Consider the following 23,607-nt stretch of genomic DNA (forward strand, 5'->3'; position numbering starts at 1 on the left):
ATCGATCGTCAGAAGCGATCATTCAGAAGGTTATTTTATAAATAAATAAAACTATTAGTTATTCTTAATCGCTTCAAGAACTTCTTGAACGTGACCTTCTACTTCAACGGCACGCCATTCTTTCACAAGCTTGCCATCTTCATCAATTAAAAACGTGGAACGTTCGATACCCATAAATTCATTACCATCAATATTTCTAAGTTTCCACACGCCAAATTGCTCAGATACTTTATGGTCTGTATCAGACAATAGAAGGAATGGAAGCTGGTGTTTAGCGATAAATTCATCATGGGATTTCAGATCGTCAGCGCTAATCCCTAAAATTTCAGTGTTGTAGTTTTTAAACTGACCATTGAAATCCCTAAAATCGCAAGATTCCGTTGTGCAGCCTGGTGTCATATCTTTTGGATAGAAATAAATAACGACTTTCTTTCCTTTATAATCGTGCAAAGATACTTCTTGTCCATTGGAAGCAGGAAGTGTAAAGTCTACAACTTGTCCAATTTGTACATGAGCCATATGTGTTTGATCTCCTTTTTCTTATGCATTATTTTATATAATTAAGACCTCTCCATTGGCATATTGTGGAGCGAATCATTAATCTTAGGTTGAGTATATCACATTGGATGAAGATCGCCTAATGACGACTTGATCCCCGTCCTGTTCAAAACAAAGTGTTCCAAGCCCTTTAACCGTTGCTTTGACATCGTAAAAATGAGCATTTTTATTAGAATAGAGCCAGCGACGTCCTTCTTTTACAATAATGAACAACCCGTGCTCATCCCCAACGGGATTAAAATTCTCTTCTGCATTCCAGCTCGGAATACCAAGCTCATTTAATTGATGTACTATAGCGTGAATATCAGATGTCACAACACCGACTTCACTTACGTACAAAAAATCTTTGGGCGAGAACGGATGATTCACAGCATTATTCAAATTATGGCGTGCGATAAATTCAACAATGTTGCCTGCAGGATCATAGAAATAGACAGAATGCGAATTCCATTCTACACAATCGTACACAATTTCTCCCACTTCTTCGGCAAAATCAACTTTGGTTGATGCCCATTCCACAGCTTCGGCGAATTTGTTCTCTGGAATATTGAATGTAAAGTGATAGAACGGATCTGTCTCACTCTGTTTGTATTGAAACGTAAGGAGCGTCTGTCCGACCTTTACTGTGAAGTGGCTGTCTCCTTGATCCACTAATTCAAAAGGAAATACCTTTGTATAGAAATGACGAGTCTCTTCTAACTGATTCGTTAATAGCGTTAATTGTTCAATAATCATTTTATAATCAACCTAACTCTAGTGATGTTTATAATCTACGCAGCGAGATTAAGGTGATTTTACCGTTTTGGATATGCTGTGATGCAAATGTCCTGACCGAATGTTTGTATGGAATGGATCTCAACGTCCAGCGCTTGATCCATCCGGTTCACATCTTGACCAGCAAACGGCGTTAAGGAATGACGTCCACCTAAAATTTTCGGAGCAATATAGATCATGAATTTATGAATTAGACCAGCTCTTAAGAACGCGCCGTGTATTTCACTACCGCCTTCTACAAGGACATCGGTTATACCTTTATCATATAATTTAGACATCGCTGCAGCGAGATCAACCCCACTGTCTGAAGCTTCGGTATAAATAATTTCTACACCTTTCGCCTCTAAAGCAGCTGCTTTATCTGCATTCGCACCCTCAGCCGCAATAATGATCGTAGGCGCTGCTGTACAATCTGTAACTTTGGCGTCTATAGGAGTACGGAGATGGGAGTCAACAATAACTCGAATCGGATTTTTCCCGCCTTCAGGCAGACGTGTCGTCAGACTTGGATTATCTGCAAGCACCGTGCCGATGCCTACTAATATTGCATCTACTTCATTACGGAGGTGATGCACAGACAAGCGAGCTTCTTCACCAGTAATCCACTGGGAATGCCCACCTTGAGCAGCAATTTTACCATCTAAGGTCATCGCAACTTTCGAAATGACAAAAGGTGTCTTATGAAGCATATTATGAATAAAACGTTCATTAAGGAGCTTTGCTTCTTCCTCGCAGACCCCAACCTCAACCTCGATGCCTGCTTCGCGCAACATGTTAATCCCTCTTCCAGCTACTTGAGGGTTAGGGTCTTGCATGGCAACAACGACGCGAGCCACGCCAGAACTTCTCACAAGCTCTGCGCATGGCGGCGTCTTACCATAGTGCGAACAAGGCTCCAGGGTCACATATAATGTAGCTCCCTTAGCGTGATCTCCAGCCATACGGAAAGCATGCACTTCTGCATGAGGCTCGCCTGCTTTCCGATGGATACCTGAGCCAACAATGACGCCGTCCTTCACAATTAAAGCGCCGACTACCGGATTTGGATTCGTGTTTCCTTTTGCTGTTGCCGCTAAGTCGAGCGCCATTTTCATAAATGTTTGATCTGTTTTTGCGTTATTCACTTTATTCGCTCCTTAGACAGATATAGCTCGTTGTCCTTGTGGAATATGACCGGACTTATTCACTTTCGTAGCTAGATATTTGCGGTTGTAGTCGGATATGTCACCCCAAAGCGATACGTGTTCTTCAGCAGATAGCCCAGCTTCACGCAATGCTTTGAGCTTCTTAGGATTGTTCGTAATCAATTTAACAGGCTTCTCACGCAAGTTGTTTAACACTCGAATAGCTTCTTCATACGAACGAGTATCATCCTCAAAGCCAAGAGCGTGGTTCGCTTCAACAGTATCGTACCCCTCTTGTTGAAGAAGATAAGCAAAAGATTTCGAGAACAGCCCGATCCCTCTACCCTCATGGTTCGCAAGGTAGAATAATGCACCGCTTCCGTTCTCAACGATCATTCGCATCGATTGACGCAATTGGAATCCGCAGTCGCAACGTTTACTTCCGAAAATATCGCCTGTATGGCAAATGCTGTGCATCCGAATGAGCGCTTCATCCGAATTTTCAAAGTCACCATAGACTAATACAGATGATTGTTGAGAAGCTGCCAAATTAGCACTTGCGAGCGAATTTAATATATCTTCTTTTTTCGCAGAGGCGCCGTGCAGATTCACCCAGCTATACCATTTGAAATGAACAACTTGATCATCCAATTGAACAGGAAGCTCAATCGGACCTACAAGGCACAGATCCTCTTTGTTTGGTTGTGAAAGTATCGTCATTTTATCTTTAAGAAGGTTCATTACTTCATTCGATATCATATGATTACTCCAATCTCCAAAAGTTCTGGATAACATTTATTTTTAATCTATAGTAATAATAATCTATATTTTGTTACATTGGTATCTCATTACTTTATGTAAGTAAGTATAGATAAATAATTTATATATGTCAAGTAATGGAGTTTTATAAGATAACTATATGTAAAGAAGTAGTTTTAGGGTATAATTAGTTATATAGTGAGGTGATGAGCATGAATCAAACGGAGTTATGCCCAAGATTTGAAAAAGGTATGGAAATGTTAAACAGACGTTGGACAGGTTTGATTATTTATCAGCTTCTTTCAGGTCCGAAGCGCTTCTGTACCATTGAATCGTCTCTTCCGATCAGCGGCAGACTTTTGTCCGAACGGTTAAAAGATCTTGAACAAGAAGGCGTCGTGAAAAGACATGTATACCCAGAAACTCCAGTCCGTATTGAATACTCTTTGACACCGAAAGGACTTGCTTTAGAACCTGTCATAAGAGGTATTCAAGAATGGTCTACAGCATGGGTTGAACTTGATTCCACAGCAGCAACGGACGATCCGCTTGTGAAGGAAGCTTAAAGTGAAGTTTCGTTGTAAATCATCATATTTAATTATTCAACGTTTCTAAAAGCAGCAAACTCCTTGCCCCTAGATGCATCTGGAGTTTGCTGTTGTTTGTAACGGTTATTTACTCTCTTCTAATGTGTCTAGGGCGGCATCCAGAAGTGTATCGAACAACTCGTCATCTTCTTCGATACGTGCATCTACTTGCAGAAATTGTTCTTCATCGCCCGATTTAGAAGCAAAGCTCAAACTATAATCCCAATCTTTTCCCTTTTCGCTGTAAAAGGTAATTTCATACGGTGCTTTATGATTTTCATATTTGAAGACGGTTTTCCCAACATATTTCCGATCCTCTGTAACATTCATGACTGCACTTACGATGTTAACGCTCATTTGACATTCTCTCCTTGCACATTAGTATAACTATTATACCATGTTCTTTTGATTGGAAGAAATGTCCTGAGATTGCAGTGATTCTAAATGATTATTGGGTACAAAGGACTGACTAAATGTGACCACGAACAGACATTTAAACTCGAAACTTGAGTGGCTATTTGATGGTAAAAATTTATCTGAGAAACAACATTTCGCAATGATGCTAACAACAGTATCGGAAGATGGCTGGCCGCATAGCGCCATGATTAGTGTGGGAGAAGTAGTATGCACGAGTCAAACGGAGTTAAGACTAGCCATGTGGCCGAAGACTACAACGACGAATAACATGATGAGAACTGGCAAAGCGACGCTCATCTTTGTATATGAAGGAGTTGCTTATTATATCAAGCTGCAGCTTACTCCACTCCCTGTCATTCCAAATGCACAACATGAGCGGCAGCGATTTACAGCCAAAATCATTTCATGCCGAGAAGATACCGCAAAATATGCAACATTAACGTCCGGCATTGAATTTGAATTAGATGAGCCGAGTGAAGTAGTAAATAGATGGGCTGAGACAATTAAGGAACTGCACTTGTAGACATACAAACTAAAAAATACCCTTGACTTTACGTCAAGGGTATTTGCATGTCTCAAGCTCTTCTCGTCTTGCCTCTTGTCAATGCAGAATCAACAGAGTATCCAGGTTCACCGCCAAATACGAGGTATATAGCAACAAGCAGATATGCAATATCCATCTCATAACCTGCAGCTACATAACGTGTGCCAATTCCGATAATTAGAGCAATTCCACCAAGCAATTCAAGATATGCAACGATATATCCGAGAGTCGATGGAACACCAAGACTTCCAAACCAACCAGCAACCTTTGGTAAACCCATCTGGAATTTGTTTATACCATGTGCAAGGAACAATAGACCAAATACAACGGAAGTAAAATATTTGTAGTATTTTGACGAAATTTGTGTGATATTTTGACGAAATATGTATAATTAAGAGAAACAACTGCTAGCGTTCATGACATACGGAGGATAAATACATTATAATGAGGGTGAAAAAAGAATTATTTTCAAAACCGCTCCATATTACTTTTTACATTATTGCTGTTATGTCTTTAGTACTCATCATCGTTAACGTTACTTACTATTATTCAACGCAGAAAGCCCTCATCAAAGATCAAATTGATAAAATGAATTTCATTGCTCATCAAATCAAAACGTCGATTGAACTATCTTCGAAAGGCGAAGATTACTTCGAACAAATGATGGCAGAGCATCTGAGAACAGCAGCAATTGCAGCAAAATCCAATCTTGATCCTGATATCGATAAGGTTACTAACGAACAACTCGTTGAATTAAGCCGCAAAGTTGGCGTAGATCAAATTACGTTATTTAAACGATCAGGTGACGATATTGTATCCTACAAATCATCAGATCCTTTAGATATTCATACAAGTGCAAAAAGCTGGGGCGGAGATTGGTTTCTTGCGCTGAAGCAGCTCATGAACAAGGAGCAAGTCCATGTGAGCATCGGGCAGACGCTTCCTAATTTTTGGTCGGGACCGCTCAACACCTCTTCATCCAATCTGCAAAATATAGATAAATGGGGATATTATTACGACGGGACTACGAACTATATCATTAACCCTTTTGTACATGGTACGACGTTCAGACAATACCAAACTCAAACGGGCGTTGATGCATCTATCCAGCAATTAATTAAGAACAATAAAAACAGCCATACTCTTGAGATTTCGGTATTTAATCCATCTTATATGCTGGATCAAGCGAAGCAACGAGAAAAAGATGGCATCATCGAATATGTAACTAGAAAAGTATTGTTTGGTACATATCAATATCAAGATCCACAAGATAAACAGTACATTCGTGAAGTGATGCAAACGGGTAAAATCGCTTCTTTTTCTACTACTGTTCATGATAAGAATATTTTAAAAACATTTATTCCTGTGCAAATCGGCAAGCCTGTTGTTATCGGTCTAGTGTCGGATTTAGATGAAATTAATTTAATTCTAAAAGAGCAAATGAACAGAATCCGATTGGTCATTTCATTATGCACCTTAGCTATTATCGCTATTGTTCTCTCTTCGATTCACATTAATAGGCGAGTACGTGAAGCTGCTGAAGAGAATGTTGAAAATATGTATTTAGAAAACGTAGATGCACTATTCAGTTCAATTCGAGAACAAAGGCACGATTTCAACAATCACTTAACGACAATCCAACTGTTAGTTAGTTTAAAGCACTACGATGAATTAAAATTATATATGAAAGAACTTATCGGTGAGATCAAGGCAATAAACGATATTGTAAATATAAACATACCTGTGCTAAGCGCACTCATACAGGCAAAAATCACTCAAGCTTTTGAGAAAAAAATAACTTTTGAACAGCATTTTACGGACTTAAAATCTCTGAACATTAATGTGATCAAAACAACGGATCTGGTTAAAATATTAAGCAATCTGATCGATAATGCCTTTGAAGCCGTTCTTGCAACGGACAACCCTGATAAGAAAGTCAAGGTATTCGTATACATAGAAAATAACTATCTCTTCATTAAAGTTCATAACAACGGATCTAAGATCGAAGATTCCATGAAAGCTCGAATTTTCGAGCCAGGCTTCAGTACGAAAAAAGGCTCAAATTCGCACAATTCAGGCCTTGGACTTTCGATTGTCATGAATACGCTCAATAAACATAAAGGCACGATTACGATCGATAGTACCGATCAATTGACGACATTTACGGCGATGATTCCTTTGTGATGGATATGTAAAACCTCCTGGAACTAATATGTACCAGGAGGTTTTTTGGGGGAGTGAATAATAAGAAGATCGAATTACATATATAGAAAATCCACGTTTGGTGAGAAAGTTTTAGATTATTAAGCTACGCTTCGCTACCAAAACCTCGAACGATGCCGCTGTCCAATCACGGCTCAGATCTACGTCTCGGGTAACCGCCGACCATTCCGCTCCTAGAGCCGGAATGGCCTGTGCCTCCGCCGTGAAGTTCTGAACGAAAAGATACTCCACCTTCGCATTCGAACGCGTTGTTACATATACTCCTTGCGGCATTTCAGCTTCAACAGGACGTTGTATATGGAGCTGGCGAATCAAATCTTTGTACAAATCATCATAAAAGCTCGGTTCGAACTGGCTGCCGATGTAATAGGTCTGACCTTGACCGAAGTTATTGCGAGTCAATACGGGACGTCCGGCATAGAAATCATCGGTATAGACCATTAAGGCTTCGGCCCCATGCAGGTGCAACTGGTCACAGAGCTTATGGCAGCAATACTCGCCAGTAAGAGTTTGTCCCTCCAAATGATGAATGACGCGGCCACGATTATGCTCATGATCGTACAAGCCGTCGATTTCTTCGCTGACGATTCCCGCAACATCCGTTAGCTGATGCGGAGCATCACCCAAATGCACGAGATCGTTCTCGTTCACGATACCACTCCAGTAAGTCATCACCAAGGTACCGCCTTGCTCGACAAAGCTGCGAAGCTTCTGTTCGAAGCCGGCGCGCTGCATATATAGCATCGGGGCAATCACGAGCTTATAGCCGTCGATTTCACACTCCATGTCTACGAAATCAACGGTAAGGCCTTGTTTCACCAACGCACGGTAATGCGATTGAACTTCTTCTTTGTAGCCCATGCCGATATTCCGCGGACCTTGCGAGTCTTCGATGGCCCACTTATTCTCCCAATCATATACGATCGCTACCTGGGCATCCCGCCCTGTATCCGCTACGTCGGACAGCTGATGCAGGAGTCTTCCAAGCTCGGTCACTTCCTGAAATACACGCGTGTTTGGGCTTCCATCATGCGATACCACCGCACCATGGAACTTCTCGCTGGAGCCTCGGCTTTTGCGCCATTGGAAGTACTGAACGGAATTGGAGCCGTGCGCAACTGCCTGCATGGAAGATAATACATGCATGCCCGGCTTCTTCAGCTTCGACACACTCTGCCAGTTCGTACTGCTCGGAGAGCTCTCCATTAACAAGAACGGCTGACGTTTGATCGATCGCATCATATCGTGATACATCGCGGTATCGATAGCGATATCAAGATCGGCTCGCTTGTGCCACGTCGGATAGTTATCCCAAGATACGATATCCACGGCATCCTTGAATTTGAAGTAGTTCAGTCCGTCAAAATAGTACATAAAGTTCGTCGTCACCGGGATATCAGGATTGCTCGACTTCACTGCTGCAATTTCATGCTGCATGAAATCCAACGTCTGGTCGGTTACAAACCGCTTCCAATCCAAATTCATGCCATGCGTTGCATTCTCGCCATGCGGTGCCGGCGACTCGATTTGCGACCAATCGGTATACGTATGACTCCAGAACGTAGTCCACCATTGTTCATTCAAGTGATCGAGCGTTACATATTTCCGTTGAAGCCATGATCGGAACGCCTCTTGGCATAAATCACAATGGCATTCGCCGCCATATTCATTGGAAATATGCCAGAGTCGAACGGCTGGGTGCTTCGCATAGCGGGCAGCTAACTGCTGATTCATCTGCCCGATCTTCTCGCGATAGATCGGAGACGTGTAACAATGATTATGCCGTGCCCCATATAAATTTCGCTGCCGATTCGAAGCAACTCTCATCACCTCCGGATATTTCTCTGCCAGCCATGCCGGGCGGGCTCCGGACGGTGTCGCTAAGAAAATGGAAATGTCATGCTCATGCAGAGTTTGGATCACTTGGTCCATCCATTCCCATTGATAACGCCCTTCCTCCGGTTCCAATGCGGCCCAAGAGAAAATTCCGATGGACATGACATTGCAACCGGCTTGCTTCATAAGCTGAACATCTTGCTTCAACACCTCAGGGTCATGCAGCCACTGCTCCGGATTATAGTCAGCACCATGCAGCAGCCGTTCCCCAAATTGCCTTTTCACTCCAATCACCTCTATCGATTACTTCACTGAACCTAACATACCTTGTACAAATTGTTTCTGTAGTAGGAAAAAGATTAATACGGAAGGTAACGTCGTGATGACAATCGCTACCATAATAATGCCATAGTCGGGATTATAAGATGACGCCAGCGATGAGACGACTAACGGTAATGTTTTCTTGTCTTGCGTCTGCAACGCGATCAACGGCCACAAGAAGCTGTTCCAATAGTTCATAAATGTTATGATCGCCGCCGCCGCGTAGGTAGGCTTCATCGTTGGCATATAGATTCGGGTGAATAACCGCCACTCGCTTAATCCGTCCACACGACCGGCTTGCAACAGCTCACGCGGGAATGACTTCGTATTTTGCAAGAAAAAGAAGATCATAAAGGCCGTAGTAATCGTTGGCAAGATGACGGCCGTCGGCGTATTCAAAAGTCCCATGCCGCTGAACATGCGGAACAACGGAATCATAACGGCAGCAAATGGCATCATCATCGACAGCATGAGCAATCCGAACAGTCGGCTTTTGCTTTTGGAATGATAAATTTCAAAGCCGTACCCTGCCATGGAGCTTAAGAGCAACGTCCCGACCGTACCGATAATGGCAATGATAGCGGAATTCCAGAACGCAGCCCCAAGACTGGTCATATCCAACAGCTTATGGATGTTCTCCATGAGCATCGATCCAAAGCTGAACTTCCCTTTTAAAATTTCGGAGGAGCTGTTCGTCATCCCCATCAACATCCATACGAACGGGAATAGTGAGATGACGGATGCTACGATTAGAAACAGATGGACAACCATTGTTGTCAACTTTTTCATCGCTTCTCACCCCCTAATTTTAGTTGGAACAACGCTAGGACGGCAACCATAACAACAATGGCATAGGATACAGTTGCGGCATAACCAAAGTTAGGCGTGTAGACGAATGAAAGATTATAGATATATTGCGAAATCGTCATCGTTGCATTCCCCGGTCCGCCTTTCGTGATGTTCACAACTTCATCGAACAATTGTAATGTACCGTTGGTCGAGATAATAGCTGTAAACAAAATAATCGGTTTTAACATCGGCACGGTAATACTAAAGAATTGACGTGTCTTCGATGCCCCGTCAATCGACGCCGCTTCGTAGATGCTTGGATCAATATTCTGCATAGCCGATAAATAGAAAATCATGTTATATCCCGTCCACCGCCATGTGATAGCCGCTATGATAACCACACGCGCCCAGATCGGATCCATGAGCCACGCTATGGGCTCTTGGATCACGTGCATCGATAAAAGCATCTTATTCAGAATGCCGTCCACCGCGAAAATACTTTTGAATAACACCGCATACGATACAAGCGACGTTACACAAGGAAGAAAAATAGCCGTACGATAAAAGCCTTTAAAACGAAGCTTCGGATTATTCAATAAATGTGCGATCACAAGTCCGAGCAATAGCATAATGGGTACTTGGACGATAAGGTATAACAGAGTATTGAACACCGCTTGCTTAAACATCGGATCCGAGAATAACCGGATATAGTTGTCAATGCCTACATAGTGATATACGGTACCTTTTCCAGACTGAAAGGATAACAGCAAAGATTGAAACATCGGATAGAAACTAAATAATAAGATGAGCGCCGAAGGCAATGCGACAAATTGCCATCCCATCAGCGAGGATTTATTCCATTTGCGTTCCATGGGTTACCACCTGCTAACTTTTTATTTATTGCACCTGTTGTTCAAACAATTTCTGAATGTTAGCCAAGCTTTGCGTCAGGTCCGCGCCTTGCAAAATATTAGGAAGCTCGTTCTTCAGCGCATCTTTTGCTTCTTGCGTGTACATCCCTAACGAGATCCCCGGCACTTCCGTTGACCATTTCGTAAAATCACGATAAATGGCTTGTCCGCCGAAAAATTCCGATTGCTGACCGTAAGCATCGCTAGAGAACGCTGGAATATAAGAACCAACACCGCCCTTTTCTTTCAAGAAGCGTTCATAGAATTCACTGCTTCCGCCGATCGTCTTAGCAAGGAAATCAATCGCCAAATCTTTGTTCTTGGAACCGTTTAATACGAACCAGCTGGATCCGCCTTCATTTGATGCATTCACGCCGCCTTTTATATTCAATCTAGGAATCGGAGCTACCCTCCATTTGCCGCTTTGATCTTTCGCATCCATAATGGAAGGCACTTGCCATACCCCGGACACAACCGTCGCGACATCCCCTGCGTTAAAGCTGCCGACAAACTCGCTCCAGCCGGTTACCGGTTTTGCGATTCCCGAATCAGAAATCGCTTTGTACACACGAAGCGTCTCCGCCATAACCGGGTTATTCACGAAATTCCCTTTATTCTCAGGTGTAATGTACCAAGATCCTGCGGATTGCAAGAGAATGGACGTTAAAGCCTCGTCGTTAGGATTGATTGTCGTCATGTACTTCCCTGTTTTTTCCTTCACAACTTTTCCGATTTCAATATATTGATCCCACGTAATATTCTCTAAATCTTTGGCTGTATAACCCGCTTGCTCCAAGTAATCGGATCGGTAGAACATCCCGGTTACCCCTATATCGAAGGGAACGCCGTAGATTTTATCACCGATGCGAAGCGCATCCACTTTATAAGGAGAGAATTGGGTAAAATCGATTTTGTCCGTAAAATCAGCGAATGTATTCGGATAGGCCGTCACATATTTCTGGATATTTGGATCGTTGACGAGAATAATATCTGGCAACCCATCTTTCACCCCAGCAGCCAAGTTGGCGTTCAGCTTTTGCTCCAAATCCGCTTTGGCCATATCAACAACTTCCAATTCAAAATCCGGATGTTCCTTCTGATACAACTCTTCGGCAATTTTCAAAGCAGCACCGTTAAAGGAAGGATCCCACGCCCATGCTACAACCTTCTTTTTCGATGAACCTCCCTGATCTGTACTTCCAGCTGTGTTAGAATCTGAGTTTGATGAACCGCACGCCGCCAAGAGCGAAGCAGTCATCGTAACAAGTAATAATACGGAGAGAAACTTTTTCATGTTGTACAACCCCTTTGTTCTATTTTTGTAAACGCTTTATATCTTGCACTTGTATTGTAAAAAATTATAGGCGGGATTGTATAAGATTAAATCGCTTTTTATTAGCATTAATTATTGCTCTCAAATGTTATGAAACCGTTTTATTGGTAGGATTTTCGGATATTAGTATTAATTTTTGTATATTTTGGACGGACGCGGTGAACCATATGCTTTTATTTTGGATTGTTATATGATAAAGGAAATAGATTTTCCAACGAGGTGTCGCCCATCATGAAAGAGAACTCCGCAACCTACCGTGTCATGATTGTAGACGATGAAAGCATCTTACGGACAGGAATCATACATCTATGTAATTGGAGCGAATATAACATAGAGATTGTCGCTCAAGCCTCTAACGGCCAAGAGGCGCTGCATTTGATCGACAAGGTTCGTCCGCATGTTGTCATTACAGATATTGTCATGCCGATTATGGATGGTGTTGAATTCACCAAAATGATGCGTATGCAGTACCCCGACATTAAAGTAGTTGTGCTCAGCAGCTATAGCGAGTTCGACTACGTCCGAGAAGTGTTCAAATACGGTGTCACGGATTATTTGCTCAAGCCGAAAGTATCGGCCACGGAGTTGATCTCCCTAATCCAATCCCTTTGCGGTGAGATGCCTCCAAACCGATTGGATTCACCTCCAATGAAGCTGGATCCCGCCATAAGGCTCGGGCAATTACTCAGTACCGATAGAAACTTTAGTGAAGACATTGACTACGATTGGCAGGAATGGAGAGAACAATTCGCAGGAAAGCATTTTCGCATAGTGAAAGCCAGCACTGGCATTCTGCTATCCAAAACCCATTGGACACAAGCCCAAATCGAGCAAGTGATCATTGAGCTTGCTCAGGATCATTTGAGTTCCTGCAATTATGTCTGTGTATTTCTCAAAAATGAATGCGTCGTGCTCGTTAATTATGATACGAATCAAGCTGACGACGTGCAATCCTGTCTAGATGAATTTACGCGGCTTGCCATGAAATCGCTTACCTATATTAAATTTGTTCTCTCCCATGAGTTCGAGAACATTGCCAAGATTCAAGCCGAGCATGAACGATTATCGCCTTACTTAGGCAAGCTCATTTATTTCCCTAAGCGACATTGTATCCCTGAGCATGAGATCAAGCCGGAGACCGATAAAGTAAATTTTGATCAAGCTCAATTCACATCGGCGCTCCGATCACTTGCCATCGATGACGCTTCCGTTCAATCCCAAGCCTTATTCGCGCACATTCGATCCACACAAGCGTATGACGAATACAGCCTGAAACGCTTATGCCAGAACATTATCTATTCTGCTATGAGCACGCTTGAACAAATGAAGCAGCCTTTATCCGAGTTAAGCTCTTCCAAGCTAAAACTGTTCAAGAAGATTGACCTGGCTTTTGATTTGGATGAGCTGGAATCGGTTTTTATTCAATTTGTAGACGATTTGAAAGCCGTCGTTCGGCAGACAGATCCTCAATCTATGATTCTGCATCGGATTTACGAATATGTGAACCAGAACTATGCGAATGATATTTCCTTGTCGGAGCTGGCTGACAAATTTCATCTGAATTACAGCTACTTGTCCTCTTATTTCAAGCAGCGGACGAACGAAAATCTGACGACGTTTATCAATCGGGTACGGATCGATAAAGCAAAAGAGCTATTGCAAAACTATGAGCTGTCCATCTCTCAAATCAGCCAGTTAACCGGATTCTCGGATCATAATTACTTTTCCAAAGTATTTAAAAAGATGACCGGCATGACTCCTGTGGAGTACCGCAATTATATCTACAAATAAAGACAGGTGAATGACGTGCTTCGAAAAAACAGCATTTTTATCAAAATCCTCATGCTGATGTTATCCGGCATCATCATAATTTCTATACTATTGATGTTCGCATCCTCATCGATCTCGGAGCGTATTCTGCTAGACCAGGTTATCCGAAGCGCCTCCGCCAACATGAATCTGATAAAAGATGATTTACTTAGCTATAACGAACAAGTGGTCAATACCATGCTTCAAGTCAACCGAAGCAAGGAGTTCAAAAATTATATTACGAAGCCAGCCAACACGCCCTTGGAACAGATTAACCTCGTCATTGCGCTCGGTCGGTACATGGATCTCTATAAGGATTATCTAAGCCCGGAGAATTCACATATCATCGTATCCGGCATCCCTGGCGAAGGGGGACGGCATTATTCGAGCAACTCGCTGAAATGGGACAAGATCCCTCAAGATTTCGTATCGAAATTCATGAACTTGAGCGGCCAAGTCCAGAACCGAATTCATTACTACAGCAGTCTGGATTTATTCTCGGAATCCGTTCCTTATGATAATTACCTGTTTGCCGTCAAGCCTTTAATGGACGCAAGCACCGATCGCATGTACGGTTATGTAGCCGTTGTCATGGATGAACAGAATATATACCGCAAATATAAGCCCTATATTTCGGACGGTATCCATATCTCGCTTATTTCGTCTGACGGCACCGTACTATCTAGCAGCAACAAGAAGCTTATTAGCAAGAAGGATATGTCGCTCCTTTCCATTGCTACGAACACTTCTGTGCAACATAAGGGGGTGTGGTCTGATGCCGATGATAAGCAAACCTATATTTCCTATTTTTTACCGGAGTACAATGCGTATCTCGTCGAGGAAATCGATCAGTTAACGGCATTTGCTTCACTGTACAAGATCTCATATGAAATTCTCAAGGTGGTCATCTTCATCCTTCTCGTCAGTATGTTGTTCGTCTATTCCATTAGCCGACGGATAACACGCCCCTTGAATAAGCTGGTCAAGACGATGCAAGCCTCCACAGGATACAATTTGAAGTATCACCCCTTGCAGGAAGACGGTAGCTATGAGACCAATGTTTTAACGAAGGCCTACAATCGTTTCATTACCGAAATCAATCAATACACTGATAAGCTCATATATGAGCAGCAGGAGCGGCGAAAAGCGGATTTAAATGCGCTGCAAATGCAGATTAATCCGCATTTTCTGTATAACACATTAAGCTCTATTAAATATTTGGCCAAAATGAATCGTACCGATCAAGTCGACGAGACCATTAACAGTCTGATCTCCATGCTGCAGAGTACCCTCGGTTCCACGGAAGATCGCGTGACGGTAGAGCAAGAAATCGAAACCCTGAAACACTACGTGTATATTAAGCAAATCCGGTATGGCGATCAGATCGGTGTACATTATGAAGTCGAAGAAAATTGCTTGCAACTGCTGGTTCCGAAGCTCATCATTCAACCTTTCGTGGAGAATGCGTTCTTCCACGCCTTTCCCGGCTATCCTAGCGGGAATATTCATATCTTTATTCGCAGGCAAGTGGAATTCCTGATTATCGAAGTTATCGACGACGGGGTCGGTATGTCAGCTATCGAGGATCAAGTGAATGAGCGCAAGCAACAGCATTTATCCGGTATCGGCATCAACAATGTCCATAGCCGTATCCAATTATTATTCGGCTCACCATACGGCGTTCGTATCGAAAGCGAGCCCGGCTATGGCACAGCCATCCGAATCACGCTGCCCATTCTGGAGAAGCAGGAGCTTACGCAAACCTAACATACATCATGATAACGCTGGAGGGTTTGATATGCGTGAGTACGTTCGTTGGAGCATTTCCTTTAACGAGTAGCCATCTAAGACCATCGTGCAACGTAGAATTTGGTGCTGTGAACGACTACGGCATTCTATACTGCTTCAAGTGGAAGCTGATTAGTGGAAATTATTATTTCATAGAGTTTGAATCGTTAGATGTGTGCAAGAAGTCAAGAAAATAATGAAGATCAATAGGGGAAGATATTTTGAGCGGGGGGGCGAATGCCACGAAGCGTGAATATGTTGTTAGCAGATGTCCCCGACTTTTCGAGCTTCATTCAAATTTCATTTAATATTATTTTTCTTTATTCGCTCTTTAATCAAGCTCTTTATAAATGGTATTATAGCCTATAATTTCTATTTACACTTTTTCATTTGTTTAACTATAGAAAATAGAATTTGCGGTGACGAAAGGACGCTAAATTCCTCGTTTCAGCTCGCGTCTAATTATTGATTATCATTTCTTTGATTATTGTTTGTTATCATTTCTAGCTGTCTTTCAATATGATTTAATCGTTTATTTATCCTATAAATAATTGGCGTGTAACAAATTGCGATGAGAATGAGGATCCCTATTCCACACATAAATGAATGCCCCTTTCATTTGTTTTTCTAATGCTCTTTCGATCTCGGGGATTTCTGCTAACGTTCTTGTATTCACGACGTCCCACCGGCTTAAGGCCACAAAGTGGCCGGCTGCGCGAAGCGCAGTTAGCCGGTGCGGATGTGTCCGCTGATTCCGCTTCTCCGAAATGCCTCGGCGGACCGAGGGCCGAATGATCCGAAGCGTTAATACGGTGTTAGCTGATGTTACCGACTTCTTTGAAATACATTCAAAATCCATTATCCATTCATTTCAATCATTGTTCCACGTTCATCAAATTTAGAATTTGGATTAAAGGCTACTTCCCAATAGTTATTCTCCGGATCTAAGAATCCTGCACTTCTTCCTCCCCAAAAAGCATTATTAGGCTCATGAATTATTCTGGCTCCTGCTTCTCGAGCTAATTTAATGATTTCATCTACTTGTACCGGATAATCAGTATTAATACTTAATGTCACCCCTCTAAAATAATTGGGACTTGAAGGTTTTGGTAAATCAATGCCTTTTGTCATTTCTTCAATTGACCAGATCGATAACATTCCTCCAGCAGTTTTAAATACTGAGTAGTTATCAGAACTCCAATCAGTTTCTGTCCATCCGAGTCCTTTATAAAACGAACGAAGCAAAGGCAAATTCCATGCGCCTATCGTGATTAAACTAACTCTTTGTAAAATCATTTCATATCCTCCAAGATTAAAGATTGAAATAAAGTTAAATTAGTTTGATGTGTTTGTCCCTCGGTAATTTCAGCTAACGTTGTTGTATTCACGAACGTCGTATATTTCATTGTAGAATGAATGTTTGTGAATTTCGTAAATATTTGCGTTGATAATGTATTCGCGAATTGTATGATTCTTTCCTTTTTTAAAGTCGAAATTACGTAATAAACGACGTCGGGAATGTCCCCAAGTTCTTTTCAAAAAACAACTATTACCTTTAATGACAAAAAAGGATGAGAGATTATTCTCTCATCCTTTACAAATTTCAATCAACTTTAGATACAATATCCTGTCATGTTCAAAGCGTCATCCTTCTAATCACTTCATCCACACGAATCCAGCTTGCCTCTTGCTCCTGCCGCTTCTTAAACTCTACAAATCCCTCTGCTGCCTTCTTACCAACAACTACGCGGCTTGGAATGCCGAACATATCTGCATCTTTCAACTTGACGCCGACACGTTCATCACGGTCATCGACTAATACGTCGTAGCCTTGGTTAACAAGACTCTTGTATAACGCTTCTGTTAGATTCATTTGCGCTTCGTCTTTCATCGATACAGGGATAATGTGGACTTGGAATGGGGCGATTGATTCAGGCCAGACAATCCCGTTCTCGTCGTGATGTTGTTCTACAATGGCAGACAATAATCTGGATACCCCGATACCGTAACATCCCATAATCATCGGTTGCTCTTTACCGTTACGATCAACGAATGTTGCACCTAGCGTCTCGCTGTATCTGGTACCAAGTTTAAATACGTGCCCGATCTCAATACCGCGCTGTAAACGCAGCTGACCAGAACAACGAGGACAAGAGTCTCCTTCAACCACATTCCGATAATCACCGACGTGTGCCATTGTAAAATCACGGCAAGGGCGAACATTGAGCAAATGAAAATCGAGTTCATTCGCCCCTGTTACCGCAGAAGTCATTTGAGCAACGCTATGATCGATATAGAGAGGAATCGTCAATCCAATTGGACCAACAAAACCTAGCACAAGACCATGAGATTTCATCACTTCAGCATCTGCAAGAGTAAGCTCATTAGCTCCAATCGTATTCTTCACTTTGATCTCATTCACTTCATGATCTCCGCGGACCGCAACAGCAATAAGCTGACCATCTGCCTCATAGACAAGCGTCTTGATAATGTCACGTGCGGTGATATTCAATGCTGTCACAAGCTCGTCAATGGTTTTGATTTGTGGACTATAAATTTTCTCATACACTGCTCCTTCTTCATGGTTAGCTGACGAAAGTAACACAGGTCCGGCTGCAGCCTTCTCTAAATTCGCTGAATAGTCGCAATTGCTGCATGCAGCAATCGTATCCTCGCCAATATCGGCTAAAGCCATAAATTCATGCGTGCCGCCTTCCCCTCCGATCGCGCCTGGATCTGCTTCAACCGCAGCAAAATTCAGTCCAACGCGAGTAAAGATATTACGATACGCCTTAACCATTTGCCAATACGTTTTGTCTAAGCCTTCCCAGTCCGTATCAAAGGAATAAGCATCCATCATTAGAAATTCTCGACTTCTTAACAGGCCAAATCTTGGTCTTCGTTCATCACGGAACTTCGTCTGAATCTGATATACATTCATCGGTAATCTTCGGTAAGAGTTCACTTCGCCGCCTACGAGGGTTGTAATTACTTCTTCATGCGTGGGGCCAAGAACGAACGGACGATTGTGTCTGTCCTGAAGACGAACCAATTCAGGTCCATATCGCTCATCCCGGCCCGATCTCACCCACAACTCTGCAGGCTGCATCGCAGGCATGAATATTTCTTGCGCGCCCGCTCTGTCCATCTCTTCACGAATGATGTTTTCAATTTTACGAAGCACTCTCCAGCCGAGCGGTAAATACGAATAAATGCCAGCCGCCAGCTGCCGAATCATCCCTGATCGCAGCAACCACTGATGGCTAGCCGCTTCCGCTTCTGCAGGCGTCTCCCGTAATGTCGTTGATAATAAGGTGCTTTGACGCATGGAAATCCCCCCATTTTCATGAATTATATGAATAAAATAAAAAAACACACTCGTCCTCAAGGGACGAATGTGTCGTGGTACCACCCTAATTCGACTGACCTGCAATAGCAAGCAGTCCTTCATTTCCATAACGGGAATGATCCGGCAGTCTATTCAGACTTGCAGCTGCATGGTAGGAAGCTTACGCTATACTTTGGAAGACCTTTCAGCCGCTGAGTCTTCTCTCTGTAACCGTATTACCCGCGTAACTTATGGCCATGGTCGTTGCTTTTTCTTCATTATTATTAATTAAAATACACATTCCTTGCTAAAGTGTCAATTGTTCCGTAGTTCCTTCCATCCAAGAGCCAGCTCTTCATGCTCCTCTTCTCCAATGGAAATAGTCTTCGAGCCGATCATCTGTCCACCCATTCTCTCATAAAATCCTAGAGCCTTATTTCCCCGTAGTACCCAGACTAACATAGAATGAATGCCATGCTCTATGAAATCATGAACAATCTGATTTACCAGGTTTGCTCCTATGCCTTGACCCTGCACATGCTCGAGCAAATAGATGGCATACAGTTCGCCTTCATATTCGAACTCTTTACTGCGATTAGGCCCGCCCATGGCAAACCCGACGACCTCTCCTCCATCATCTTCAGCAACATAAATAAATCTAAGATCTGTATTTGCTTCAGGACTTATTGCTCCTCTCCAAACCTGTTCCCTTGATTCAATAGACATATTGGATAAGTAAGCATCAGACACAATACCTCTATACGTTGTTCGCCAGCTGTTTACCTGAACCGCAGCAATGGAGTAAGCATCCTCTATCACGGCTTTTCTAATGTTCATAGATAAACTCCTTTATCCCATACTAATTACATTGATTTAAATTTATCATCTATCTCAATATAATGGAATGCTTTTCCATAACACTTAGCCTTATACATCATTTTCCCTGCAATGCATTTTCTTTACTGGACGATTTGCGGTACAATAAATAATTGTAGTTACATAGAGATTGGAGGAATGAACATGTCAACATTTCAAGAGAAATTAGACAAATATGCTGAACTCGCGGTGAAAATCGGAGTTAATATTCAAAAAGGCCAAACGTTGGTCGTACATGGTTCCATTGAATCTGCTGAATTTGTAAGATTGGTTGTCAAAAAAGCTTATGAACTTGGCGCGAAATACGTCAAAGTGAACTGGTCAGATGAAACGGTGACTCGTCTTCGTTACGACTTAGCTCCAGATGATTCATTCTTACTTCCTCATCACTGGTATGCAGGTGAAATGATTGAACTCGTTGAAAATGGCGCCGCTGTACTGCACATCACATCTGCAGATCCTGACTTGTTAAAAGGCGTTGATCAAGAACGGATCACCAACTTCCAAAAAACATACGCTCAAGCGATGGAAAAATATCGTGCCTATCAACAAGCGGATAAATTCAGCTGGTCAATCGTCGCTGTTCCATCCAAAGCATGGGCTGCTAAGGTATTCCCTGACGTTCCCGAAGAAGAGCAAGTTCAAAAGCTGTGGGATGCGATTTTCTTCACCGTTCGTGTAGACCAAGAAGATCCAATCGGACTTTGGGAGAAGCATATTAAGACACTAAATGAGAAATCCAAATATTTAAACGATAAAAAGTATCATAAACTTCATTACAAAGCTCCAGGTACAGATTTGACCATAGAACTTCCAGAAGGTCATATTTGGGTAGCTGCAGACAGCATCAATGAGCATGGCAATACATTCGTAGCGAACATGCCTACAGAAGAAGTATTCACTGCACCGCTCAAAACTGGGGTAAACGGTACAGTATCCAGCACGAAACCTCTTAGCTACAGCGGAAATATTATTGATAACTTCAGCATTACCTTTGAGAATGGCCGGATTGTCAATGTGACTGCTGAGCAAGGTGAAGAAACGTTGAAACGCCTTGTAGAGATGGACGAAGGTTCCCACTATCTTGGTGAAGTGGCTCTCGTTCCACACAAATCCCCAATCTCCGAATCGAACATTTTGTTCTACAACACGTTATTTGATGAGAATGCCTCCAATCACTTAGCCATTGGTTCTGCATATGCATTCTGTCTTGAAGGCGGAAAAGCAATGTCTAAAGAGCAGCTTATTGCCAGCGGTCTAAATACGAGCTTAACTCATGTAGACTTCATGATCGGCTCAGGGGAAATGGACATTATCGGCATTACGAAAGACGGTAAAGAAGAACCTGTATTCTTAAAAGGAAACTGGGCATTCTAATTTACCTCTAAACTCAAAAGAGCTGATCTCTGCGATTAACGAGGTCAGCTCTTTTATTTAATCTCTTATAATTCCGTGACTTGTTCCAATCAAGACTTCCTTGCCATGCTGATTTCGATAGATAGACTTGATGGCGACCTTTTTGAAGCCTTCGATTTCCTCTATTTCGGTAAGTGTGAGCTCGCATGTGATTGTATCTCCTGTAAAGACAGGCCTGAGAAACTCACTAACGATTTCTCTCGCAATGTAATTAAAATCTCCACCCATTTTTGTCCCTATACTTGCGGTGAGTAAACCATGAACCATTAATCGCCCTTTATCATCATGTTCCATATGGTGTCTTCCTTGGTCACCCGTAAGTTGAGCAAATTTCAAAACCTCTTCTTCAGTAAAGGTTCTTTCCCATACAAAAGTGTCTCCCGCTTTCAGACCCATATTTCCCTCCTCATTATAAAAAAAGACGTAGACCCATCACATTCCATTTGGAATTTCTTGTACTACTCTATGACGACGCTGCGTGACAAATGCCGCAAAACTTAAAACAAGCATACATGCTGCAAACAATGCTAATAACCATGCAGTCGTATTCGCGCTGAACAAGTCCATGCTCCAGCCGATCATGAGCGGGAGAACAGCGCCACCCGCAGCACCAGAAGCAATCATAATGCTTGTCGTAGACTCCTCTGAACCAGGCAACAGCTTATTCACAAATACAAGCGCAATGGAGAATAAACCAGATAGTGCAATGCCTAATAACAGAATAATGACAAACGAAATGATGGAATGTTGAGATGTCGGAAATAGGGCAAATAATATAATCGCACCAATACAGCTGGCTAATACGTACACCCCATACTGAATCTTCTCAGCGATCACTCCAGCGAAGATACGGCCGATCGACATGGCAACCCAGAAGATCGTTACACTAAGCGCCGCACTTGACTCTTTCAGATGAAGCTTCTCAATTAGAATCGACGGTATAAAGTTAATCAAACTCGTTTCGATGCCAACGTAAAGGAAGAAAAATCCGATAAACAATGCGATGATCGATACGGTTTTTTTATTCATTTTCTTACTGTAGCTTGGTTGCATACGACTTGCTTGATCTACGATTTGAGCTGTTTTCAGGTCCGCTTTGCGTTGATCAAGCACCTCACTTAACGATCCAAAAGAACCTCGTGCCCATAAGACGGCAGCTATAACACCAATCAGGGAGATAATCAGGAATGAACATCGCCATATATCGATTTGAATGAACCAGCTTGAGAGCAGCGGCATCGATAACGCACCCACTCCAAAAAATACTTCTAATCGGCTCATCGCCACAGCAGTCTGTTCGGTAATCCCAGCAATAATGATCGTACCAATGACAGATTCAATCGTTCCAAAGCTCATCCCGGCCGCGAATGCTGTTACGTACATCCATCCCCAAGGCGGTAGAAAAGTGTACACAAGCTCTGCTATCGACAGCAGCACAAGCGCAATAATTAAGCCTCTCCTCTTCCCGAACTTACCAATCAGATACGGCGAGAGTAATACCCCAACCATAAACCCTGCGAATTGCACAAAAACAAGCGTGCCTCCATCTCTATAATCCAGCCCGTAATAATCGAGCATAACAGGAAGCAGCGAACCGAGTACAACATGCGCACAGCCAATAAGTAAGTAAGATAAACAGCCTATCCAAAATAAAAGTCTCATTTCTGTTGTCTCCTTCAGTTGATCAATAATTATCTTCGACTGATTTATGTAAAATAGCGAGACACCGATCCAAATCGGCTTTCACTTGTTTCTTATACAGCTTAGCTAACTCGGCTCCTTGGTCTGTAAAATGATAGAGTACAATTTCCTGAAAATCGACTGATGGATCATTGCCCTTCAGCTTCTTCGTTCGATAGAGGACTCCTTCCTGTACAAGCTCATGAAGTGCCCGGTATATTTCACTTTGCGGAGGAGAGTAGCCAAATGATTTGAATTCATTCCGAAGCTCCTCCAACATCTGATACCCATACCCTCGATTCTTCTCTACCATAGTTATGAGATACAATTTAATAAAAGCACGCTGCGCAATTAAGAATGCCATCCGAATATCGCCTCCATATGTTTATTAATTTACAAATTATGGTTTTTTTCAGGTTTACCTTTAATACAATTAATCTAAATAAATAAGTACATCAAACGTTTGGATATGATCAGCAGTTTCTAGGTTCATGCTATTATTTTCTATTGTGAATTTTTCATATGTTGATATTT

At 42.4% G+C, this 23,607-nt stretch carries 23 protein-coding genes; 6 read left to right on the top strand and 17 right to left on the bottom strand.

The features are described 5' to 3' along the window. Window positions 1–54 precede the first annotated feature (54 nt). The 4 genes from bcp to J2Z20_RS05715 form a co-directional block, all read right to left on the bottom strand. Window positions 55–519 (bottom strand): thioredoxin-dependent thiol peroxidase, encoded by a 465-nt coding sequence (gene bcp / locus J2Z20_RS05700; protein WP_209846310.1) that lies wholly within the window; start codon window positions 517–519, stop codon window positions 55–57. Between the two features lie 84 nt (window positions 520–603). Continuing rightward, window positions 604–1,293, bottom strand: a complete 690-nt coding sequence (locus J2Z20_RS05705) for a VOC family protein (protein ID WP_209846312.1) — start codon at window positions 1,291–1,293, stop codon at window positions 604–606. 59 nt (window positions 1,294–1,352) lie between these two features. Beyond that, entirely contained in the window at window positions 1,353–2,456 is a 1,104-nt protein-coding gene (gene ribD / locus J2Z20_RS05710; protein ID WP_342454262.1) for a bifunctional diaminohydroxyphosphoribosylaminopyrimidine deaminase/5-amino-6-(5-phosphoribosylamino)uracil reductase RibD, read from the bottom strand. 12 nt (window positions 2,457–2,468) lie between these two features. Then, the gene (locus tag J2Z20_RS05715; RefSeq protein ID WP_209846315.1) at window positions 2,469–3,215 is read right to left on the bottom strand and encodes a GTP cyclohydrolase II; all 747 of its coding nucleotides are present in this window, start codon (window positions 3,213–3,215) and stop codon (window positions 2,469–2,471) included. Window positions 3,216–3,427: 212 nt separating this feature from the next. Between J2Z20_RS05715 and J2Z20_RS05720 the strand changes: the two genes are divergently transcribed. Next, entirely contained in the window at window positions 3,428–3,781 is a 354-nt protein-coding gene (locus J2Z20_RS05720; RefSeq protein WP_209846319.1) for a winged helix-turn-helix transcriptional regulator, read from the top strand. A 105-nt stretch (window positions 3,782–3,886) separates the two neighbouring features. Here the strand turns inward: J2Z20_RS05720 and J2Z20_RS05725 are convergent, their stop codons facing one another. Then, window positions 3,887–4,159, bottom strand: a complete 273-nt coding sequence (locus tag J2Z20_RS05725) for a hypothetical protein (protein ID WP_209846321.1) — start codon at window positions 4,157–4,159, stop codon at window positions 3,887–3,889. A gap of 118 nt (window positions 4,160–4,277) precedes the next feature. Here J2Z20_RS05725 and J2Z20_RS05730 point away from each other — a divergent pair, with 118 nt between their 5' ends. Further along, window positions 4,278–4,742: a pyridoxamine 5'-phosphate oxidase family protein gene (locus tag J2Z20_RS05730; RefSeq protein WP_342454264.1), complete on the top strand. Its 465-nt coding sequence runs from the start codon at window positions 4,278–4,280 to the stop codon at window positions 4,740–4,742. Window positions 4,743–4,794: 52 nt separating this feature from the next. On the opposite strand, the gene J2Z20_RS05735 is transcribed toward J2Z20_RS05730, so the two are convergent. After that, a complete protein-coding gene (locus J2Z20_RS05735; RefSeq protein ID WP_209847345.1) occupies window positions 4,795–5,124 on the bottom strand; it encodes a DoxX family protein in 330 nt (109 codons plus the stop codon). A gap of 83 nt (window positions 5,125–5,207) precedes the next feature. On the opposite strand from J2Z20_RS05735, the gene J2Z20_RS05740 reads away from it, so the two are divergent. After that, window positions 5,208–6,947 carry a sensor histidine kinase gene (locus J2Z20_RS05740; RefSeq protein ID WP_209846324.1) on the top strand — a complete coding sequence of 580 codons (1,740 nt, stop codon included), beginning with the start codon at window positions 5,208–5,210 and terminating at the stop codon, window positions 6,945–6,947. A gap of 111 nt (window positions 6,948–7,058) precedes the next feature. Here the strand turns inward: J2Z20_RS05740 and J2Z20_RS05745 are convergent, their stop codons facing one another. The 4 genes from J2Z20_RS05745 to J2Z20_RS05760 are packed head-to-tail and all read right to left on the bottom strand — an operon-like array spanning window position 7,059 to window position 12,137. Then, window positions 7,059–9,107 carry a beta-galactosidase gene (locus tag J2Z20_RS05745; protein WP_342454265.1) on the bottom strand — a complete coding sequence of 683 codons (2,049 nt, stop codon included), beginning with the start codon at window positions 9,105–9,107 and terminating at the stop codon, window positions 7,059–7,061. 18 nt (window positions 9,108–9,125) lie between these two features. Further along, window positions 9,126–9,932 carry a carbohydrate ABC transporter permease gene (locus J2Z20_RS05750; RefSeq protein WP_209846327.1) on the bottom strand — a complete coding sequence of 269 codons (807 nt, stop codon included), beginning with the start codon at window positions 9,930–9,932 and terminating at the stop codon, window positions 9,126–9,128. Continuing rightward, window positions 9,929–10,804 (bottom strand): carbohydrate ABC transporter permease, encoded by an 876-nt coding sequence (locus J2Z20_RS05755; RefSeq protein WP_209846330.1) that lies wholly within the window; start codon window positions 10,802–10,804, stop codon window positions 9,929–9,931. Before J2Z20_RS05755 ends, J2Z20_RS05750 begins: the two co-directional genes overlap by 4 nt. Before the next feature lie 25 nt (window positions 10,805–10,829). Beyond that, the gene (locus J2Z20_RS05760; RefSeq protein ID WP_209846334.1) at window positions 10,830–12,137 is read right to left on the bottom strand and encodes an ABC transporter substrate-binding protein; all 1,308 of its coding nucleotides are present in this window, start codon (window positions 12,135–12,137) and stop codon (window positions 10,830–10,832) included. A 270-nt stretch (window positions 12,138–12,407) separates the two neighbouring features. Between J2Z20_RS05760 and J2Z20_RS05765 the strand changes: the two genes are divergently transcribed. Together J2Z20_RS05765 and J2Z20_RS05770 are read left to right on the top strand one after the other, a co-directional pair. Then, the gene (locus J2Z20_RS05765) at window positions 12,408–13,967 is read left to right on the top strand and encodes a response regulator transcription factor (protein WP_209846337.1); all 1,560 of its coding nucleotides are present in this window, start codon (window positions 12,408–12,410) and stop codon (window positions 13,965–13,967) included. Window positions 13,968–14,129: 162 nt separating this feature from the next. Further along, window positions 14,130–15,752 (top strand): sensor histidine kinase, encoded by a 1,623-nt coding sequence (locus J2Z20_RS05770; RefSeq protein WP_209846340.1) that lies wholly within the window; start codon window positions 14,130–14,132, stop codon window positions 15,750–15,752. Between the two features lie 562 nt (window positions 15,753–16,314). Here J2Z20_RS05770 and J2Z20_RS05775 read toward each other — a convergent pair. The 4 genes from J2Z20_RS05775 to J2Z20_RS05790 all read right to left on the bottom strand — a co-directional run bounded on the left by J2Z20_RS05775 (window position 16,315) and on the right by J2Z20_RS05790 (window position 19,938). Beyond that, on the bottom strand, window positions 16,315–16,632 hold the full coding sequence (locus J2Z20_RS05775) for a hypothetical protein (protein WP_209846344.1): 318 nt from the start codon (window positions 16,630–16,632) through the stop codon (window positions 16,315–16,317). Then, the gene (locus J2Z20_RS05780) at window positions 16,632–17,069 is read right to left on the bottom strand and encodes a VOC family protein (RefSeq protein WP_209846347.1); all 438 of its coding nucleotides are present in this window, start codon (window positions 17,067–17,069) and stop codon (window positions 16,632–16,634) included. Before J2Z20_RS05780 ends, J2Z20_RS05775 begins: the two co-directional genes overlap by 1 nt. A 340-nt stretch (window positions 17,070–17,409) precedes the next feature. Beyond that, window positions 17,410–19,101, bottom strand: coding sequence for a proline--tRNA ligase (locus tag J2Z20_RS05785; protein WP_209846350.1), 1,692 nt, complete (start codon window positions 19,099–19,101; stop codon window positions 17,410–17,412). A gap of 315 nt (window positions 19,102–19,416) precedes the next feature. Then, window positions 19,417–19,938, bottom strand: a complete 522-nt coding sequence (locus tag J2Z20_RS05790) for a GNAT family N-acetyltransferase (RefSeq protein ID WP_209846353.1) — start codon at window positions 19,936–19,938, stop codon at window positions 19,417–19,419. Window positions 19,939–20,121: 183 nt separating this feature from the next. On the opposite strand from J2Z20_RS05790, the gene J2Z20_RS05795 reads away from it, so the two are divergent. Further along, window positions 20,122–21,354, top strand: coding sequence for an aminopeptidase (locus J2Z20_RS05795; protein WP_209846357.1), 1,233 nt, complete (start codon window positions 20,122–20,124; stop codon window positions 21,352–21,354). A 57-nt stretch (window positions 21,355–21,411) separates the two neighbouring features. Here J2Z20_RS05795 and J2Z20_RS05800 read toward each other — a convergent pair whose 3' ends face one another. Genes J2Z20_RS05800 through J2Z20_RS05810 form a run of 3 tightly spaced genes read right to left on the bottom strand, consistent with a single transcriptional unit; the run spans window position 21,412 to window position 23,437 of the window. Then, window positions 21,412–21,789 (bottom strand): hotdog family protein, encoded by a 378-nt coding sequence (locus J2Z20_RS05800; protein ID WP_209846361.1) that lies wholly within the window; start codon window positions 21,787–21,789, stop codon window positions 21,412–21,414. A gap of 36 nt (window positions 21,790–21,825) precedes the next feature. Then, the gene (locus tag J2Z20_RS05805; RefSeq protein ID WP_209846364.1) at window positions 21,826–23,055 is read right to left on the bottom strand and encodes an MFS transporter; all 1,230 of its coding nucleotides are present in this window, start codon (window positions 23,053–23,055) and stop codon (window positions 21,826–21,828) included. A 22-nt stretch (window positions 23,056–23,077) separates the two neighbouring features. Beyond that, entirely contained in the window at window positions 23,078–23,437 is a 360-nt protein-coding gene (locus tag J2Z20_RS05810) for a replication termination protein (RefSeq protein ID WP_209846366.1), read from the bottom strand. Between the last annotated feature and the right edge of the window lie 170 nt (window positions 23,438–23,607).

The sequence above is a fragment of the Paenibacillus sediminis genome, assembly GCF_017873765.1.
Taxonomy (GTDB): domain Bacteria; phylum Bacillota; class Bacilli; order Paenibacillales; family Paenibacillaceae; genus Paenibacillus_AG; species Paenibacillus_AG sediminis.

Coding starts and splice junctions, on each gene's coding strand:
- J2Z20_RS05755 (WP_209846330.1), bottom strand. CDS start 10,804: ATGGAACGCAAATGGAATAAATCCTCGCTGATGGGATGGCAATTTGTC.
- J2Z20_RS05805 (WP_209846364.1), bottom strand. CDS start 23,055: ATGAGACTTTTATTTTGGATAGGCTGTTTATCTTACTTACTTATTGGC.
- J2Z20_RS05795 (WP_209846357.1), top strand. CDS start 20,122: ATGTCAACATTTCAAGAGAAATTAGACAAATATGCTGAACTCGCGGTG.
- J2Z20_RS05810 (WP_209846366.1), bottom strand. CDS start 23,437: ATGGCATTCTTAATTGCGCAGCGTGCTTTTATTAAATTGTATCTCATA.
- J2Z20_RS05775 (WP_209846344.1), bottom strand. CDS start 16,632: ATGGATTTTGAATGTATTTCAAAGAAGTCGGTAACATCAGCTAACACC.
- J2Z20_RS05780 (WP_209846347.1), bottom strand. CDS start 17,069: ATGATTTTACAAAGAGTTAGTTTAATCACGATAGGCGCATGGAATTTG.
- J2Z20_RS05715 (WP_209846315.1), bottom strand. CDS start 3,215: ATGATATCGAATGAAGTAATGAACCTTCTTAAAGATAAAATGACGATA.
- J2Z20_RS05705 (WP_209846312.1), bottom strand. CDS start 1,293: ATGATTATTGAACAATTAACGCTATTAACGAATCAGTTAGAAGAGACT.
- J2Z20_RS05800 (WP_209846361.1), bottom strand. CDS start 21,789: ATGGGTCTGAAAGCGGGAGACACTTTTGTATGGGAAAGAACCTTTACT.
- J2Z20_RS05750 (WP_209846327.1), bottom strand. CDS start 9,932: ATGAAAAAGTTGACAACAATGGTTGTCCATCTGTTTCTAATCGTAGCA.
- bcp (WP_209846310.1), bottom strand. CDS start 519: ATGGCTCATGTACAAATTGGACAAGTTGTAGACTTTACACTTCCTGCT.
- J2Z20_RS05725 (WP_209846321.1), bottom strand. CDS start 4,159: ATGAGCGTTAACATCGTAAGTGCAGTCATGAATGTTACAGAGGATCGG.
- J2Z20_RS05740 (WP_209846324.1), top strand. CDS start 5,208: ATGAGGGTGAAAAAAGAATTATTTTCAAAACCGCTCCATATTACTTTT.
- J2Z20_RS05785 (WP_209846350.1), bottom strand. CDS start 19,101: ATGCGTCAAAGCACCTTATTATCAACGACATTACGGGAGACGCCTGCA.
- J2Z20_RS05770 (WP_209846340.1), top strand. CDS start 14,130: ATGAATCTGATAAAAGATGATTTACTTAGCTATAACGAACAAGTGGTC.
- J2Z20_RS05760 (WP_209846334.1), bottom strand. CDS start 12,137: ATGAAAAAGTTTCTCTCCGTATTATTACTTGTTACGATGACTGCTTCG.
- J2Z20_RS05720 (WP_209846319.1), top strand. CDS start 3,428: ATGAATCAAACGGAGTTATGCCCAAGATTTGAAAAAGGTATGGAAATG.
- J2Z20_RS05790 (WP_209846353.1), bottom strand. CDS start 19,938: ATGAACATTAGAAAAGCCGTGATAGAGGATGCTTACTCCATTGCTGCG.
- J2Z20_RS05765 (WP_209846337.1), top strand. CDS start 12,408: ATGAAAGAGAACTCCGCAACCTACCGTGTCATGATTGTAGACGATGAA.